We start from the raw sequence: 14704 nt of genomic DNA on the forward strand, positions 1-14704 counted from the left end.
AAAAAAATCTAAAGGTAAGTTGCCTGACCAAGTTTGCAGGGTGATCAACCTTAGACAAAGGGCTAACATGGCCCATTGTTTCGCTGAGCCGCGTGCCGTTGCCCATGTCCAATCCAACCATCAAGACCCCGTGCGTCGGCCTGTGCTCCACGGTTTACGGCGATCTCGTGTGCCGTGGCTGCAAGCGCTTCCACCATGAAGTGGTGCAGTGGAACGGCTATGACGAAGAGGCAAAACGTGCGGTCTGGCTGCGGCTGGAGCAGTTGTTGGTGCAGGTCATGGCCGGCAAGCTGGAAGTGTTCGACCCCAAGACTCTGCGCAGCCAACTGGAGCGGCGCAAGATTCGCTTCGTGCCGCACCAGTCCGAGTATTGCTGGGCCTACCAGTTGATTGCCCGGGGTGCGCGGGTGATTTCCAACCTGGAGGCTTACGGCATGGTGCTGCTGCCGGAATTCCGCGATTGGACGTTGCCGCAGCTGCGCGATGCCATTGATCGTGAGTTTTTCATCCTGTCCGAAGCCCACTACCAGCGCTACATCGCCCCGGATTTCCTGAGGGATGAGTCACTACATCTGTGAGAGGGGGCTTGCTCCCGATGGCGCCGGGTCAGTCAGCTCATAGGTAGCTGAACCACCGCTATCGGGAGCAAGCCCCCTCCCACAATTGCACTTGATTGACTGGAGGAGCAGGTCAGGCTTTGTTGGCCAGTTCTTCCAACTGATCCATCAGGGTGCCGGGCTTGAGCACCAGCACATCGCTTTCCACGGCGTCGAGTATCACTTCCGCCGTATTGCCGATCAGCGCTCCGGAAATCCCGGTGCGCGCCACGGTGCCGATGATCGTCACCGCCGCCTGCAACTTATGCGCCTCGAAGGGGATCAGCACATCCGCCGGCCCTTCTTCGATATGCAGGTGGGCATCGTCCACATCGAACTCGGCCTGAAACGCCTTGCATTGCTCGCGATAGCGCGCCTCGATGGTTTCCTTGAGCTGGAATGTCGGGTCCGCCGCCGACAACATCGGCGACGGATGGGCGCTGATCACATGCAGCTGCGCCTTGGCCAGCCTGGCGATATCAAAGCCGTGGTCGATGATCGTATCGTGCAGGGCGCGATGCTCGCCGTCGTTATTGCCCACGTCGATGGCGGCCAGAATCACCCGCCCGGCCCAAGGGCCTGCGGTCTTGACCAGCAGCACCGGCGTCGGGCAATAACGCAGCAGCTTCCAGTCGGCCGGGGTGAGCAAGGCCTTTTTCAGCGGGCTGTCGGGGAAATGTTGCTTGATCACCAGGCCGCAGCCTTCGGCCTGCTGCACGTCGATGATGGTTTCATGCAGGCTGTCATTCCACGCCTGCTCGGTGGTCACGCTATAGCCGTCTTCCTGCAAACCGGATTTGAGCAGGCTCAGCAGCGCCGAGTGCTCGTGCTTCTTGTCGCACACCAGTAAGTGCAGGTGCGCGCCGGTGACCCCGGCGATCAGCTTGGCGCGCTTGAGGGCCAGGCTTTCCGAATGTTCGGGTTCGATGACCACCAAAATGCTGCGGATGGCTTGCATAATCGGGATCTCCAGTAAGAGGGGGCATGTAACCACTATAGTTGCTGCCCGTCAGACGGCATGTTGATACACATCAAGGCCCGTGACTGGTGGTCTGCGGCGTGGTCGGTATAATCGGCGGCCTTTTGTGATCCTTTTGCCCGTGAGCCCGATGAACCTGCCCGAAATCCACGAATTCCTCGGCTGCCGCACCCCCGACGCCTGGGTCCAGGCCGCATTGGCCGATCAGGAAACCCTGCTGATCGACCACAAGAACTGCGAGTTCAAAGCCGCCAGTACCGCCTTGAGCCTGATCGCCAAGTACCACGGCCATGTGGACTTGATCAATATGATGTCGCGCCTGGCCCGCGAAGAACTGGTGCATCACGAACAAGTCATGCGCCTGATGAAAAAGCGCAAGGTCGAACTGCGCCAACTGCACGCCGGCCGTTATGCCTCGGCGTTGCGTAAAGTGGTGCGCAGCCACGAGCCGGTCAAACTGGTGGACACCCTGGTGGTCGGTGCCTTTATCGAAGCGCGCAGTTGCGAGCGTTTCGAAGCACTGGTGCCGCATTTGGACGAAGAACTCGGCAAGTTCTACTTCGGCTTGCTGAAAAGCGAAGCTCGGCACTTTCAAGGTTACCTGAAGCTGGCGTACCAGTATGGCGACGCCAAGGATATCGCCCAGGTGATCGAACGGGTGAGAGCGGCCGAGCAGGAACTGATCGAGTCACCCGACGTCGAGTTCCGCTTTCACAGTGGCGTGCCAGCCTGAAGCGACCGCCGTGCCGATCAGCGCGGCGACGCCTGCCAACAGCAGGATCACCGTTTGCGTGCCCCAGGGCGCGGCCAGCAGCGCAATCGCCAGGCCCGCCAAGGGTTGCGCCAGATTGTTGAGCAGTGTGATCACGCCGACTGTCTTGCCGAAATCCTGGACCGGAATGACCCGCTGACGGGTGCTGCGCAGGTAGACGTTGAACATCTTGTCGAAACCGGTAACCAGCAGAAAGCCCACGGCGTACAGCCATACGCTTGGGCTGACGGCCATGATCAGCGCCCCGATGCCGATCATTGAATACGACAGACCGCCCAGTACCCTCAATGGCAGGTCGGCCCGCGCCAGGTAAAACAGAATGCCGATCGTCACCAACGCTCCCAATGCTTGCAGCAACGCATACGCATCCTTGCCGGCGGCGAACTGGCCGGTGACCAGCGCCGCCGAAGTGGCGAGCGTCACGCCGATGATCAGGTTCACGCCCACCGCCAGGGTAATGACCCGCCTTAATTCCACCCGGTTGCGGATATGCCCGAATGCGATGCGCAACGGTTGCAGCCAGATATCCGGATGTTGCTCGAAGGTTTGCAGGTCTACCGCGCTGGTGCGCCGCCAGATCCGCATGGCCAGGTCCGCCAGCCAGAACAACCCGGCAACCCCCAGCACCACCCAATGCCAGGCCCAGATTTCCAAGAGCAGCGCGGCCGCCAATGGGCCCAGCACCAGGCCGCTCTGGTCGGCGATCTGTGAGTAGGAGAGGGTCTTGGCGTAGGTGTAGTGTTTGAAAATATGCGGCATCAGCACTTCCCGCGCCATGATGCCTTGGGTGGTCAATACCCCGCACAACGCCGACAGCAGCACGATCCAGTAGATACCGTCGAATAACGCGTACAGTCCTACCGTGACGGCACAGGCCAGCGCCCGGTAGACCTGGCTGATATGCAGGATGCGCACGGCAGGGAACTTGTCGCACAGGGCACCGCACACCGGGAAGGCCAGGTAACGCGGCAATGACTCGACAAAAAATGCAAAGCCCGCCCAGGCCACGCTCTGGGTGGTCTGAAATACGATCAAGGGCACGATGAACAATAGAATCTGGTCTGCCAGCCGCGACAGGAACAGCGAAACGAAGAACGCCAGGTAATCCTTGCGCATACAACTCCCTGTGAATGGCGTTAAAGATTGCAGGCTATTTGTTAAAAACTCTTAAAAGCATGAAGCTTCGTTGGGGCGTCATGGCCAGATGCTTCAGTCGAACAGCTTGCCACCTATAATGGCTGCACTTCAATCGGCGTTTGTACACTGAGAATTTATGGAAAACCTGGGGCTGGGCAAAGTTCTGCTCGTTGAGGACGATGAAAAACTGGCGGGGCTGATTGCGCATTTTCTGGCGCAGCACGGTTTCGAGGTGCGGGTGGTGCACCGGGGCGATAAAGCCCTGGCGGCGTTCCTGGACTTCAAGCCGAAGATCGTCGTGCTCGACCTGATGCTGCCGGGCCAGAGCGGCCTGCATGTGTGTCGTGAGATTCGTAACGTGTCTGACACGCCGATCGTGATCCTCACCGCCAAGGAAGATGACCTGGACCACATCCTGGGCCTGGAGTCCGGCGCTGATGACTATGTGATCAAGCCGATCAAGCCGCCGGTTTTGCTCGCACGCCTGCGTGCCCTGCAACGCCGACAAGTGCCCGAGCCCACCGTTCGCGGCTCCCTCGAATTCGGCCACCTGTCGATTGACCGTAGTTGCCGGGTGGTCAGCCTGGGAGGGGAGCCCATCGACCTGACGACCATGGAGTTCGAATTGCTGTGGTTGCTGGCCAGCAATTCGGGAAAGATCCTCTCGCGCGATGACATCCTCAACCGCATGCGTGGTATCGCCTTCGACGGCCTCAACCGCAGCGTCGACGTCTACATCAGTAAATTACGCAGCAAACTCAACGATAACCCCCGTGAACCGGTGTGCATCAAGACCATCTGGGGCAAAGGCTACCTGTTCAACCCTTTCGCGTGGGAGGTTTAGATGCTGCGGCTGTTTCTGCGCCTGTATGTGATCCTGGCGCTGGGTCTGGCGGGGGCGATCTGGCTGGTCAACTACACCTTCGATGAGTTGACGCCTGAAACCAACGAAGTCTACAACCGCGAAGCGTTGCGCGGCCCGGCTTATGCCTTGGTGGAGCAACTGCGCACGCTGCAAGGGCCGGCGCGCGAAGCTCGGCTGGCCGAGTTGCAACCGCATTACGGGTTGCGGCTCAAGCTGGTCCAGAGCGACACACTGGCGTTGAACGAGCGCGAAAAAAATCTGCTGCGCGCCGGCCAGCTGGTGGTTCGCGGCGACTTCATGGAGTTCATCTCCAGCATCGACGGTGGCCCGCAGCTGTTGGAAATCAAGCTGCCGGAAGAACCCAAGTGGCTGTACCTGTGGGCCTACGGTTTTCTTGGCCTGTGCCTGGCCGTGGTGCTGTATTTCTGGGTGCGCCCGCACTGGCGTGACCTGGAGCATATCCGCTTGGCCGCGCAACGCTTTGGCGATAACGAGCTTGGCTCGCGCATCCTGCTGCCTCGCCGGTCCACCGTGCGCGAACTGGCCGGGCACTTCAACCAGATGGCCGAGCGTATCGAAAGCCTGATCGCCAACCAGCGCGAACTGACCAACGCCGTGTCCCACGAATTGCGTACGCCGATTGCGCGCTTATCGTTCGAGCTGGATCAACTCAAGCAACAGGCCGACCCGCGCCAGAGCCGTGAGTTGATCAATGACATGTACGCCGACCTGGGCGAGTTGGAGGAGATGGTCTCCGAATTGCTCACCTACGCCAGCCTGGAGCGTGGCGCTACGCAGGTCACCCGGGAAAGCATCGAGGCCCATAGCTGGCTCGACAGTGTCATCGGCAGCGTGGCCCTCGAAGCGGAAGCGGCCGGTGTGCAGCTGTCGTTGCGTACCTGTGAAGTCGACGTTATCCAGATCGAACCGCGCTTCATGGCGCGGGCGGTGATCAACCTGCTGCGCAACGCCATCCGTTATGCCGAGCGCCGCGTGGAGGTGTCGCTGGTCAAGTTCGGCACGGGTTACGAAGTACGGGTCAGCGATGACGGGCCCGGCGTACCGCTGGAGGGCCGGGCGAAGATCTTCGAACCCTTCATGCGCCTGGACTCCAGCCGCGACCGCCGCACCGGTGGCTTCGGCCTCGGCCTGGCGTTGGTGCAGCGGGTCAGCCAATGGCATGGCGGCCAGGTCGAAGTGCTGGACTCGGAGTGGGGCGGGGCGTTGTTTCGGATGACGTGGGCGTATGCCGAGTAGCAGTCTCTTGTAGGAGCGAGCAAGCTCGCTCCTGCGTTCTAATTGTATGGTCGGATCAGAAGGTGTATTCCACCATCCCCATCACCGACGTCTGCAACCGTCGCTCCACAATCGGGCTCTTGCCCGCCTCATCCGCCAGGTACTGCACGTCCAGCAAGGTCGAGAACCGGGTGTTTTCGCTGATCGGCAGGCTCCACGCCAGGTTCATGCCATTGCTGATGTTGCCGGCTCCGGCCTTGTATTCCTTGAAGCGGCTTTGTGCAGCCTGACCCGTGGTCACGCCGTACCAGGTCTGCAGGTAGTTACGGTCACCAAAATGGCTGCTCAGGGTGGCGTCGACGGAGCCAAAGCGGCCTTTGTAGAGATTGGTGCCCAAGCTCAACTCCAGGTGGGTGAAGGCCTTGCCGGTATCCTTGTGGTCATCTTCCTTGAGGGCGTGTTCCAGCGTCGCGCCGACAATCACGCCGCCGAGTTTATAGCTGGCGCTCACCCCCAGTTGCGGGCGTGACTTGATCTCGCCCATGCCTTTGAGGCGTTTGGAGCCGGCATGCAGGGTTTCATTTTTGTCCTTGCGTGAACCGCTGGCACCGACATAAGCGCTGAAACTTGCCGCGTCGCCTTCGTAGCGCCATCCCAGCCCCTTGCCGGTGTCGAGAAAAATCCCCCAGGGGCTGACAATTTTGCCGCCCAGTTCCGGCCCGGTCCGGCGTTCGTCACTCCCGCTGTAGCGGGGCGCGTTGCTGACGCCGAGCTTGAGGCTGTATTGCCAGTCTTCGGCAATGGCGCTGTCGGCGGCGGCGAACAGGCATACCGAGGTGAGGGACAGGCAAAGGTGATTTGAGCGCATTGAGGCGTTCTTCCTTGGTTAGAGATTCAGAGGTTTGTGTGGTGCTTGGGTGCGTTTGAAGGAGTAACCCGAAGCGCTGAGGCCATTGACCTGACGGCTGACGGTGTCGCCCAGGCCATAGCCATTACCGGCCAGTACCGCGTGGGCGTTGTCGACGGGCAATAGGATGTAGTCGGTCAGCGGCTCGCCATGCAGTTGGCCGCGCAATACCAGGAAACCTTCTTCGAGGCGTACGCTGATGCCGCTCAGCGGCGCGTTCGGCTCATGGGTGTTGAGCACGTGATAGGTGCCGATGGTGTCGGCCCAGGCCAGGGGCAGCGGCGGCGGGTCGACGCGCTCACCGATGGCGATGCGTTGGCCATGGCTGCGGGCCGTGAGCATTTGGCGCCCTTGTACGGTCACCACATCCAGCTGCACGCGGCCCAATTCGCCGAGATCCTTGAGCCAGAACCCGAGGACTTTTTTCTGTGCACGCAACCAGCCGTGCTCGTCACGTACCAATTCAAAGTCAAAACCGGCCAGTTCGCCGGACAGCCGATTTTTATCGTCCTTGAGGCGCAGCACGCCCCAGGCCGTCGCATAAAACCCGGCCAGGCGTTTACGGTCCACGGCCGCCGGCACCTGGCGCAGCTTCAACCCGTGGCTGGGGGGCTGGCAGTCGCCGGTGCACACTGGCGTGCCGGTTTGTGCCTGGAGCATCAAGCGCAGCGCGTCGGTGGACAGCGACACCACCATGTCCTCGGCATTGCTGTCATTGGCCATGATGATCACCGCCAACTGCTGATCAGGCAGCACGCTCAATTGGGCGGCAAAATCATCGCCACCGCCGCTGTGCTGATAGGTCCGAATGCCGGGGCCGACCGGCTCATCCCCACAAGGCGCCAGAAACCAGCCCAGGCCCATCTGGCAATCGAAGTCCAGGGCGTTGCCGGTGTTTTGCTGGGTGAACATCGCCTCGATGGACGGGTTACTCAGCACTTGTCTGCCTTTATAAGTGCCTTGGGCAAACAGCATCTGCACGTAGTGGCTGAGGTCTTTCGGGCTGGCCCACAGCCCGGTGGCCGCGAGGTCACGCACCTGCGCATCGGTGCTGGCCTGGCCGTCTTCGTAGCCCATGGCGCGATAACCCAGCTGTGCGCCGGTACCGACGAAGCTGGACTGGTCCATCGCCAACGGCTTGAGCAGGCTGCTTTGTAGCTGAGCCTCGAAGCTTTTGCCGGTACTGCGCTCAATGGCCGCGCCGACCAAGGCGTAGCCGAGGTTGGAGTAGGCGACCTGAGAGCCCGGCGGGCTGCTCAGCCACACACCCGACACACGCATGGGCATCTGGCCCATCGCATAGGTACTGCGCAGGTCGCGCAGGTGCTCGCTGGGCAGGCCGGACTGGTGGCTGAGCAAGCGACGCAAGGTGATATCGCGGTCAGCCGCAGTCTGGTCAGCATGAAAACGCGAACGCACGTAAAACTCGCGCAGGATTTGCTGGATCGGCGCATCCAGCGCCAGACGCTGCTGCTCCACCAATTGCAACGCCGCCGTGGTGGTCAGCAGTTTGGAGATGCCCCCGGCGCGAAATGCCGTGTTACGTGTAACCGGTACGCCGCGCGCCTTGTCCGCCATGCCGAAGCCACGGGTCCAGAGCAATTCCTGGCCATTGACCAACGCAATCGACAATCCCGCCACGTTATCTCGGGCCATGTCCTGGGGAATTCGGGTTTGCAGGTAACGGATGATTGCACCGTAATCACCCTTTTGAATTGGCGGCGGAGCAGGGGGTTGCCCATGGCAACCGATACTGCTCAGCAGGCAACCCAGCAGAGGAATACTGCGCAATGTGCGAAACATGAAGAACACCCGAATGGTGGTTTGGATGCTCAAATGCTAGGGCGGTGGCGGCCGATAATCTTTGACAGCTTTGTCGAGAAACTGTCAAAGACTGTTAAAGATTAGGCGCCAGGAAATCTCAAGAGCGAATCAGGGAAGGCCCTTGCTGAAAAAGGGAAGTTTTCCGGCATTTCCAGAGGATATTCAGACTTTAATCTCAGCGCTCTTGTGAAATCAGGAGCGACACCCGCCATGGACGCTACACGCTGGAGCCACCCGTTCAAGGATCAAAGCCACCCGTTGTCGCAGTTGACCCAACTGGCCCATGCCGGCGCGGGTTATTACCCCATAGGACGCAATGCCCTGTGGCATGGCGGCGTGCATTTTGACAGCGGCACCGCAGCCCTGCTGGACCAGTCGGCGGTCTACTGTCTGGCAGACGGTGAGGTTGTGGCTTACCGCATCGATGAGCATTCACCCAGCACTACTTACGTGGACGACGACCAGTGCGTGGCCAAACCGTTCTCGCGCAACTTTGTACTGGTGCGCCATCGTCTTGCGCCGCCAAACATCGCAGGCCACTCACAGACGCCTCCCAGACTGACCTTCTACAGCCTGTATATGCACCTGCAGGAGGGGATGTTCTATCGCGACGACTCAAAGCACGTTCGACCTGCCTTCTGGCCTGAAGAGGCAACGGATGGCGCGGTTGTGCTGCAAGCGCCTGTCGCAATCAAGGCCGCCGATCTGGTCGGGCACATCGGGCTGTATCACTGCGCGGATACAAAGCGCCCGGAAAGCAAACTGCATCTGGAAGTGTTCAGTGGTGATGACGTCGAAGGCTTTATCGACGCCAGCCGGGCTTGGGCGCAACAGTTGCCTGCCGACGAACAGACTTGGCTCAAGCTGGTGGCAGGCACTGTCGTCGTCCCCCATCAAGAGGGCTTTGGCGTTGCGCAATGCCCCGTTCCCGGTACTGCCGGCGTGGCCAGTGGTGCTGACTTGCTACTGCCCAAAGTGTTGCTCGACAGCTTGCCGCCCGAGAGCAAAATCAGCAGCGCCCTGGGTAGGAAATGCACATGGTATCGCCTGGATGGGTTGCTCATGGATGCCGACAACCATCCGCTTGATGGCTGGGTCTGCGAAGAGGTGGGGGTGACACCCTGGGTCAGTCCGTGGTCGTGGGAGGGCTACTCCATTGTCTACAGCCTCGACTCTTCCCTTGGCACGCTTGCCGCGCTGTGGCGTGACCTGGGACGGTTCAGCGAGGCTCAACTTGCGCGGTTTGCTCGCGTGGCGGACGAGGGCAACAGGAGCCGCATAAAAAGCCGTCTCTACGACATCATCGACCGCAACCGCGATGGAAGGATCACCGCTGCCGAGTTGCAGGCGGCCATTCGCAGGCCGGCTCACGCGCAGTCGATTTCACGGTTGATCATTCATACCGAAAGCGAATGGTCCCGGCCGAACAAGTGGGATGGGTTGGACGAGTTGCTAGGCCACAGTGGCGCAACACCGCACTTGAACTGGTTGGCGGAGAAACAACGGATCAATGCGCTGTGTTGGTGGGAAGAGGTGGCGCCGAAGCTTGGCCTGCCTGCGAATGGGGCGGTGTTTCACTTTCATCCGGTGGGGTTGGTGGGGCAGTTTTGCGCGGCTAATCCATTGGCAATTACTCCGGCACAACTAAAGCAAATATTTCCCTTGGCCGACGATGCCGATATTGAGGTGGTACTCAATGAAATAAACGGGCGATTAGTCGAGTTCAAGTTGGACACCCGGCTTAGGCAACGGCACTTTTTCGCCCAGATCAAGGGCGAGGTGGGGGCGTCTATGAAAGGGGTGACCGAAAGCTGGGAGTATTCTCCGGCGGTGCTTAAATCATTTAGTGCCTATTATCGAGCGCATCCTTTGGAGGCAGAGCAGGATGGGCATTTGAAGGGCGCGAGTGGGCGAATTGTCCGCAGGGCGAATCAGAAAGAAATAGGTCGCAAGCACTTTCAACGATTGAATGGGAACAGGATAGGGCATCCAAGTGATGGGTATGATTTTCGTGGAAGGGGGCTTATACAAATCACCGGTTATGAAAAATATAAGGGTTATATGCGTGATTTTAATAAATATTGGTCTGGTGATTCGCCTGATACAGTTCGGTGTCCGGAACTTATTAATTCGACGTTAAACTCAATCAGAAGCGCAGTGTGGTTCTGGCTCTACAAGGCTCCTTACTCCGAGATCCACGGGCGTGGAGTTCTCGATGTGAATGATGTCACTCGCATTGTAAATGGCGGGGCAACGGGGTTGACGGAGAGAAAGTCTGCTTACATTTTGGCTGAAAGGGTGCTCAATTGAATACTAGAATCGGTGTAAGTGGATTTTTACTTTGCCTTTTGTATTGTCCGTCGCCGGTTCAAGGCGAGGAAAATAGCTTGTGTGCATTAGCTGAAACGAAGATTGCGTCATGTGAAACGACAAAAGGAAAGCTTGTGTCGATTTGCTCCGGGAACAACAAGGTTGACGTTTATTATCGATTTGGTGAGCTTTTGGGAACGGAGTTGGAGGTTAAATTCAGGCAGGAGAAGAAGTTGTATAGGTGGCTGGATTTAAATACATATATTACTTTTTTGGGTTTTGAGAATGGAGGTTATTTGTATGTTTTTGGTGTTCCGCAAGAAACCCTTGGTGCGCGAGCTTTTTTGAACGTGCGGAAGGCGGGAAGTGCTTTTACGTATGAAGATACGTTTACATGTAACTCTAATTCTTTTGGTGATAAAACGCTCGCGAGTCAGGTGATAACTGATGTTGCAGACGATTTGGTTAGGACGAAGGAAGGGCTTGTATTTCCGCCTCGTTAAAGTGGCCCACTATTGAGCGAACCACTACAGCCCCAGTCGCTCATGCCACTGAGCAATCGACTCCTCAGGATACTCATCAAACTGCAAATCCCCCTTGCGCACCGTTACCTCCACCCACGGTGCCTTGGACCCCAGCATCAAGTGCGTATGTTCCGGCGGCACTGGCAGTGGTGTGTCGATGGCTGACGCGAACGGGTGGATCAGCTCTGGCCATTCCGGGCTGAACAGCCATAGGGCGCTGCCGCATTGCGAACAGAAATGCCGCTCGGCGGTGCTGGCGTGGGCACGGCTGGCGCCTTCTGGTTTGAGCTTGGCGTGGTAGATCGAAATCTGCTTGCGCCCCTGTACCTTGAGACTCTTGGCGTCGCCACCGAGGTTGATCGCGTAGCCACCGCCGCCCTGGGTCTTGCGGCAGATCGAGCAATAGCAACGCTGGTAGGGGTAAGGGTGGGCGCTGTTCAAACTGAAGGTGACAGCGCCGCAATGGCAGGATCCTTCTAGCTGCATGGGAGTCTCCTTGGCAAGGTGACTGTTCAGCTTAGGCGGTTTTCGGCATCAAGGTAGCGATCAATGCGCGAATGGTCCCTGGCAAGGCGTCCAGTTCCCGCACCAGGATACTGCGCTCGCGAATGGCCCACGGCTCCTGGAGCTTGACCGCCACCAGTTGCATGGTGCGGCTGTGCCGCACGGCGGCGGATTCGGGGATGATGCCAATGCCCACGCCGGCCTCGACCATTCGGCAGATCGCCTCGAAGCTCGAGACCTGAATGCGCAGCGACAGCTGTTTGCCGAGTCGGTCGACGTGTTCGCGCAGAAAGCTCAGCAACGTGCTGCCCTCATGCAAGCCAATGTGCTGATAGGCGAGGGTCTGTTCCAGCGTCACTGACGCTTGACCGGCTAACGGGTGATCGACGGGTACCATCAACACCAGTTCATCGGTGCTGAAATGCAATACCTGCAAGCCTGCCGCTTCCACGGGGCCGGCAATGATGCCCATATCGCTGGTGCCATCCAGCACGCCGCGCACGATATCCCGGGACAGGCGCTCTTGCAGGTCGACCGTGACGCCGGGGCGCTGCGACAGGAACCCCGCCAGCACCTCCGGCAGAAACTCGGTGACCGCCGTGGTATTGGCGAAGATGCGGATATGCCCAGCCGAATCCGCGCCGTATTGGGTGAATTCGCTTTTCAGGTAGTCCACCTGGCGCATGATCAGCCGCGCATGGTGCAGCAGGCGTGCGCCTGCCGGGGTGATTTCCACGCCACGGCTGTCGCGGTACAGCAGGCGCGTGTCGAGCTGGCTTTCCAGGGCCTTGATCCGCGCGCTGGCAGCGGCCGGCGAGAGGAACGCACGCTTGGCGCCCTGGGTCAGGCTGGGGGATTCAGCGATATGGATAAACAGGCGCAGGTCGGCCAGGTCGAAGTGCATGCAAAACTCCGGGAGCAGAATGGCGGCGTTCAGCATAACCGAACGCTGGTTTATTGAAATGCAAATTCTCAGAACGGATGGGGGCTTGCATGATCCGGGGCAGACACCCACTGCCCGAGGACCTGGACCCCATGAGTGCCACTGATTGGATCGGCCGAAGTGAAACCTCTCACGACCTCCTGAGCCACAACCTGCTCAAGCGTATTGCCGCGACGTTCGGTGAAGAAGTGCCGAGCGATGGCGAAGCGATTGCGCCGTTGTGGCAGTGGTGCTTTTTTCAGGATCCACTGCCGGAAGCGGCACTGGGCACTGACGGCCACCCGGTCCGTGGCGGGTTCCTGCCGCCGGCGGATAACCGCAATCGCATGTGGGCCGGTGGCCGCATTGAATTTGTGCAGGCGTTGCGGGCCGGTGCGGCGGCCACTCGCGTGTCCACCATCACTGCCGTAGAAGAGAAGGCCGGCCGCACCGGCTCGCTGCTGTTTGTCACCGTGCGTCATGACTATTCCCAGGACGGTCGCCTGGCGATCCGCGAAGAACAGGACATCGTCTACCGCGAACCCACGCCACCCAAGCAGGGCGGCGGTGAGGCACTGCCCCTCAGCGAGTGGCGTGAAGCCGTCGAGCCGACCCCCACTTTGTTGTTTCGCTACAGCGCCGTGACCTTCAACGGCCACCGCATTCACTACGACTACCCCTATGTCACCGGCACCGAGGGTTATCCGGGGTTGGTGGTGCATGGGCCATTGATCGCCACCCTGAGCCTGCGTGCCTTTTGTCGTGCCCACCCTGAAGCCCGGTTGCGCCGTTTTGCCTACCGTGGCGTGCGCCCGTTGATTGCACCGCAACCGTTTGAAGTGGGCGGTCGGATCACCTCGGACGGTGTTGCCGAACTGTGGGCCGGTAACGCCGATGGCCTGGCGCAACAAGCCCAAGTGCACTTCGAATAACCCCAGAACAACAGGCGGAGAGCCGTTACATGACCCCTAATGACCTTGAAGAACTCAACGCTATCCGCGACGGCGTGCGTGCGTTGTGCGCTGAATTCGATGCCGCTTACTGGCGCAAGATCGACGAAGAAAAAGGCTTTCCCGAGGCGTTCGTCAAGGCCCTGACCGATGCCGGCTGGTTGTCGGCGATGATCCCGCAGGAGTACGGCGGCTCCGGCCTGGGCCTGGCCGAAGCCTCGGTCATCCTGGAAGAAGTGAACCGTTGCGGCGGCAATTCCGGCACGGTGCACGGCCAGATGTACAACATGTTCACCTTGTTGCGTCACGGCAGCGAGGCGCAGAAGCGTTTCTACCTGCCCAAGCTCGCCAGTGGCGAATTGCGCTTGCAGTCCATGGGCGTCACCGAGCCCAGTACCGGCACCGACACCACCAAGATCAAGACCACCGCGATCAAACGCGGCGACAAGTACGTGATCAACGGCCAGAAGGTGTGGATCTCGCGTATCCAGCATTCCGACCTGATGATCCTGCTGGCGCGCACCACGCCACTGGCCGAGGTGACGAAAAAATCCGAAGGCATGTCGATCTTCCTGGTGGACCTGCGCGAAGCGATCGGCAATGGCCTGACCGTGCAGCCCATCGCCAATATGGTCAACCATGAAACCAATGAGCTGTTCTTCGACAACCTGGAACTGCCGCTCGATAGCCTGATCGGCGAGGAGGGCAAGGGTTTCAAATACATTCTCGATGGCCTGAATGCCGAGCGCACGTTGATTGCCGCCGAGTGCATTGGTGACGGCCGCTGGTTTATCGAAAAAGCCAGCGCCTATGCCCGCGACCGCGTGGTATTTGGCCGACCCATCGGGCAGAACCAGGGCGTGCAGTTCCCGATTGCCGAAGCCCATATCGAAATCGAAGCCGCTGACTTGATGCGCTGGCGTGCCTGCGAGGAATACGACAGCGGCGCCAATGCCGGGGCCAGCGCGAACATGGCCAAGTACCTGGCGGCCAAGGCGTCCTGGGAAGCTGCCAACGCGTGCCTGCAAACCCACGGCGGTTTTGGTTTTGCCTGCGAATACGACGTGGAGCGCAAATTCCGCGAGACCCGCCTGTACCAAGTGGCGCCGATCTCCACCAACCTGATCCTGTCCTACGTGGCCGAGCATCTGCTCGAACTGCCCCGCAGCTTCTGAGGC

At 59.6% G+C, this 14704-nt stretch carries 14 protein-coding genes; 8 read left to right on the forward strand and 6 right to left on the reverse strand.

Features of this window, described 5'->3' with window-relative positions:
- Nucleotides 1–104: 104 nt before the first annotated feature.
- Nucleotides 105–578 (forward strand): DUF1289 domain-containing protein, encoded by a 474-nt coding sequence (locus tag MJP36_RS15365; protein ID WP_205343984.1) that lies wholly within the window; start codon nt 105–107, stop codon nt 576–578.
- A 112-nt stretch (nt 579–690) separates the two neighbouring features.
- Here the strand turns inward: MJP36_RS15365 and MJP36_RS15370 are convergent, their stop codons facing one another.
- The gene (locus tag MJP36_RS15370; RefSeq protein WP_244383360.1) at nt 691–1554 is read right to left on the reverse strand and encodes a universal stress protein; all 864 of its coding nucleotides are present in this window, start codon (nt 1552–1554) and stop codon (nt 691–693) included.
- Nucleotides 1555–1705: 151 nt separating this feature from the next.
- Between MJP36_RS15370 and MJP36_RS15375 the strand changes: the two genes are divergently transcribed.
- Nucleotides 1706–2308 (forward strand): MiaE family protein, encoded by a 603-nt coding sequence (locus MJP36_RS15375; protein WP_060752643.1) that lies wholly within the window; start codon nt 1706–1708, stop codon nt 2306–2308.
- On the opposite strand, the gene MJP36_RS15380 is transcribed toward MJP36_RS15375, so the two are convergent.
- The gene (locus MJP36_RS15380; RefSeq protein WP_090370701.1) at nt 2264–3463 is read right to left on the reverse strand and encodes an MFS transporter; all 1200 of its coding nucleotides are present in this window, start codon (nt 3461–3463) and stop codon (nt 2264–2266) included. The genes MJP36_RS15375 and MJP36_RS15380 overlap by 45 nt on opposite strands.
- Before the next feature lie 157 nt (nt 3464–3620).
- Here MJP36_RS15380 and MJP36_RS15385 point away from each other — a divergent pair, with 157 nt between their 5' ends.
- Both MJP36_RS15385 and MJP36_RS15390 read left to right on the forward strand, forming a co-directional pair.
- Nucleotides 3621–4328, forward strand: coding sequence for a winged helix-turn-helix domain-containing protein (locus MJP36_RS15385; protein ID WP_104993956.1), 708 nt, complete (start codon nt 3621–3623; stop codon nt 4326–4328).
- On the forward strand, nt 4329–5606 hold the full coding sequence (locus MJP36_RS15390; protein ID WP_060752646.1) for an ATP-binding protein: 1278 nt from the start codon (nt 4329–4331) through the stop codon (nt 5604–5606).
- Between the two features lie 55 nt (nt 5607–5661).
- Here the strand turns inward: MJP36_RS15390 and MJP36_RS15395 are convergent, their stop codons facing one another.
- Nucleotides 5662–6453, reverse strand: coding sequence for a MipA/OmpV family protein (locus tag MJP36_RS15395; RefSeq protein ID WP_244383361.1), 792 nt, complete (start codon nt 6451–6453; stop codon nt 5662–5664).
- A gap of 18 nt (nt 6454–6471) precedes the next feature.
- Nucleotides 6472–8295 carry a serine hydrolase domain-containing protein gene (locus MJP36_RS15400; RefSeq protein WP_244383362.1) on the reverse strand — a complete coding sequence of 608 codons (1824 nt, stop codon included), beginning with the start codon at nt 8293–8295 and terminating at the stop codon, nt 6472–6474.
- Between the two features lie 231 nt (nt 8296–8526).
- On the opposite strand from MJP36_RS15400, the gene MJP36_RS15405 reads away from it, so the two are divergent.
- A complete protein-coding gene (locus tag MJP36_RS15405) occupies nt 8527–10626 on the forward strand; it encodes a hypothetical protein (RefSeq protein WP_244383363.1) in 2100 nt (699 codons plus the stop codon).
- Nucleotides 10623–11129: a hypothetical protein gene (locus MJP36_RS15410; RefSeq protein ID WP_145977700.1), complete on the forward strand. Its 507-nt coding sequence runs from the start codon at nt 10623–10625 to the stop codon at nt 11127–11129. Before MJP36_RS15405 ends, MJP36_RS15410 begins: the two co-directional genes overlap by 4 nt.
- A 24-nt stretch (nt 11130–11153) precedes the next feature.
- Here MJP36_RS15410 and MJP36_RS15415 read toward each other — a convergent pair whose 3' ends face one another.
- Nucleotides 11154–11636 carry a GFA family protein gene (locus MJP36_RS15415; protein WP_161547849.1) on the reverse strand — a complete coding sequence of 161 codons (483 nt, stop codon included), beginning with the start codon at nt 11634–11636 and terminating at the stop codon, nt 11154–11156.
- A 31-nt stretch (nt 11637–11667) separates the two neighbouring features.
- Nucleotides 11668–12558 carry a LysR family transcriptional regulator gene (locus MJP36_RS15420; RefSeq protein ID WP_060752651.1) on the reverse strand — a complete coding sequence of 297 codons (891 nt, stop codon included), beginning with the start codon at nt 12556–12558 and terminating at the stop codon, nt 11668–11670.
- Nucleotides 12559–12689: 131 nt separating this feature from the next.
- Here MJP36_RS15420 and MJP36_RS15425 point away from each other — a divergent pair, with 131 nt between their 5' ends.
- Both MJP36_RS15425 and MJP36_RS15430 read left to right on the forward strand, forming a co-directional pair.
- Nucleotides 12690–13508 (forward strand): HTD2 family dehydratase, encoded by an 819-nt coding sequence (locus MJP36_RS15425; RefSeq protein ID WP_244383364.1) that lies wholly within the window; start codon nt 12690–12692, stop codon nt 13506–13508.
- A 29-nt stretch (nt 13509–13537) separates the two neighbouring features.
- Nucleotides 13538–14701, forward strand: a complete 1164-nt coding sequence (locus MJP36_RS15430; protein WP_090370713.1) for an acyl-CoA dehydrogenase family protein — start codon at nt 13538–13540, stop codon at nt 14699–14701.
- Nucleotides 14702–14704 lie beyond the last annotated feature (3 nt).

This window comes from Pseudomonas palleroniana (genome assembly GCF_022836895.1).
GTDB lineage: Bacteria > Pseudomonadota > Gammaproteobacteria > Pseudomonadales > Pseudomonadaceae > Aquipseudomonas > Aquipseudomonas palleroniana.

Coding starts and splice junctions, on each gene's coding strand:
- MJP36_RS15425 (WP_244383364.1), top strand. CDS start 12,690: ATGAGTGCCACTGATTGGATCGGCCGAAGTGAAACCTCTCACGACCTC.
- MJP36_RS15380 (WP_090370701.1), bottom strand. CDS start 3,463: ATGCGCAAGGATTACCTGGCGTTCTTCGTTTCGCTGTTCCTGTCGCGG.
- MJP36_RS15365 (WP_205343984.1), top strand. CDS start 105: ATGTCCAATCCAACCATCAAGACCCCGTGCGTCGGCCTGTGCTCCACG.
- MJP36_RS15395 (WP_244383361.1), bottom strand. CDS start 6,453: ATGCGCTCAAATCACCTTTGCCTGTCCCTCACCTCGGTATGCCTGTTC.
- MJP36_RS15420 (WP_060752651.1), bottom strand. CDS start 12,558: ATGCACTTCGACCTGGCCGACCTGCGCCTGTTTATCCATATCGCTGAA.
- MJP36_RS15370 (WP_244383360.1), bottom strand. CDS start 1,554: ATGCAAGCCATCCGCAGCATTTTGGTGGTCATCGAACCCGAACATTCG.
- MJP36_RS15415 (WP_161547849.1), bottom strand. CDS start 11,636: ATGCAGCTAGAAGGATCCTGCCATTGCGGCGCTGTCACCTTCAGTTTG.
- MJP36_RS15385 (WP_104993956.1), top strand. CDS start 3,621: ATGGAAAACCTGGGGCTGGGCAAAGTTCTGCTCGTTGAGGACGATGAA.
- MJP36_RS15405 (WP_244383363.1), top strand. CDS start 8,527: ATGGACGCTACACGCTGGAGCCACCCGTTCAAGGATCAAAGCCACCCG.
- MJP36_RS15400 (WP_244383362.1), bottom strand. CDS start 8,295: ATGTTTCGCACATTGCGCAGTATTCCTCTGCTGGGTTGCCTGCTGAGC.
- MJP36_RS15375 (WP_060752643.1), top strand. CDS start 1,706: ATGAACCTGCCCGAAATCCACGAATTCCTCGGCTGCCGCACCCCCGAC.
- MJP36_RS15430 (WP_090370713.1), top strand. CDS start 13,538: ATGACCCCTAATGACCTTGAAGAACTCAACGCTATCCGCGACGGCGTG.
- MJP36_RS15390 (WP_060752646.1), top strand. CDS start 4,329: ATGCTGCGGCTGTTTCTGCGCCTGTATGTGATCCTGGCGCTGGGTCTG.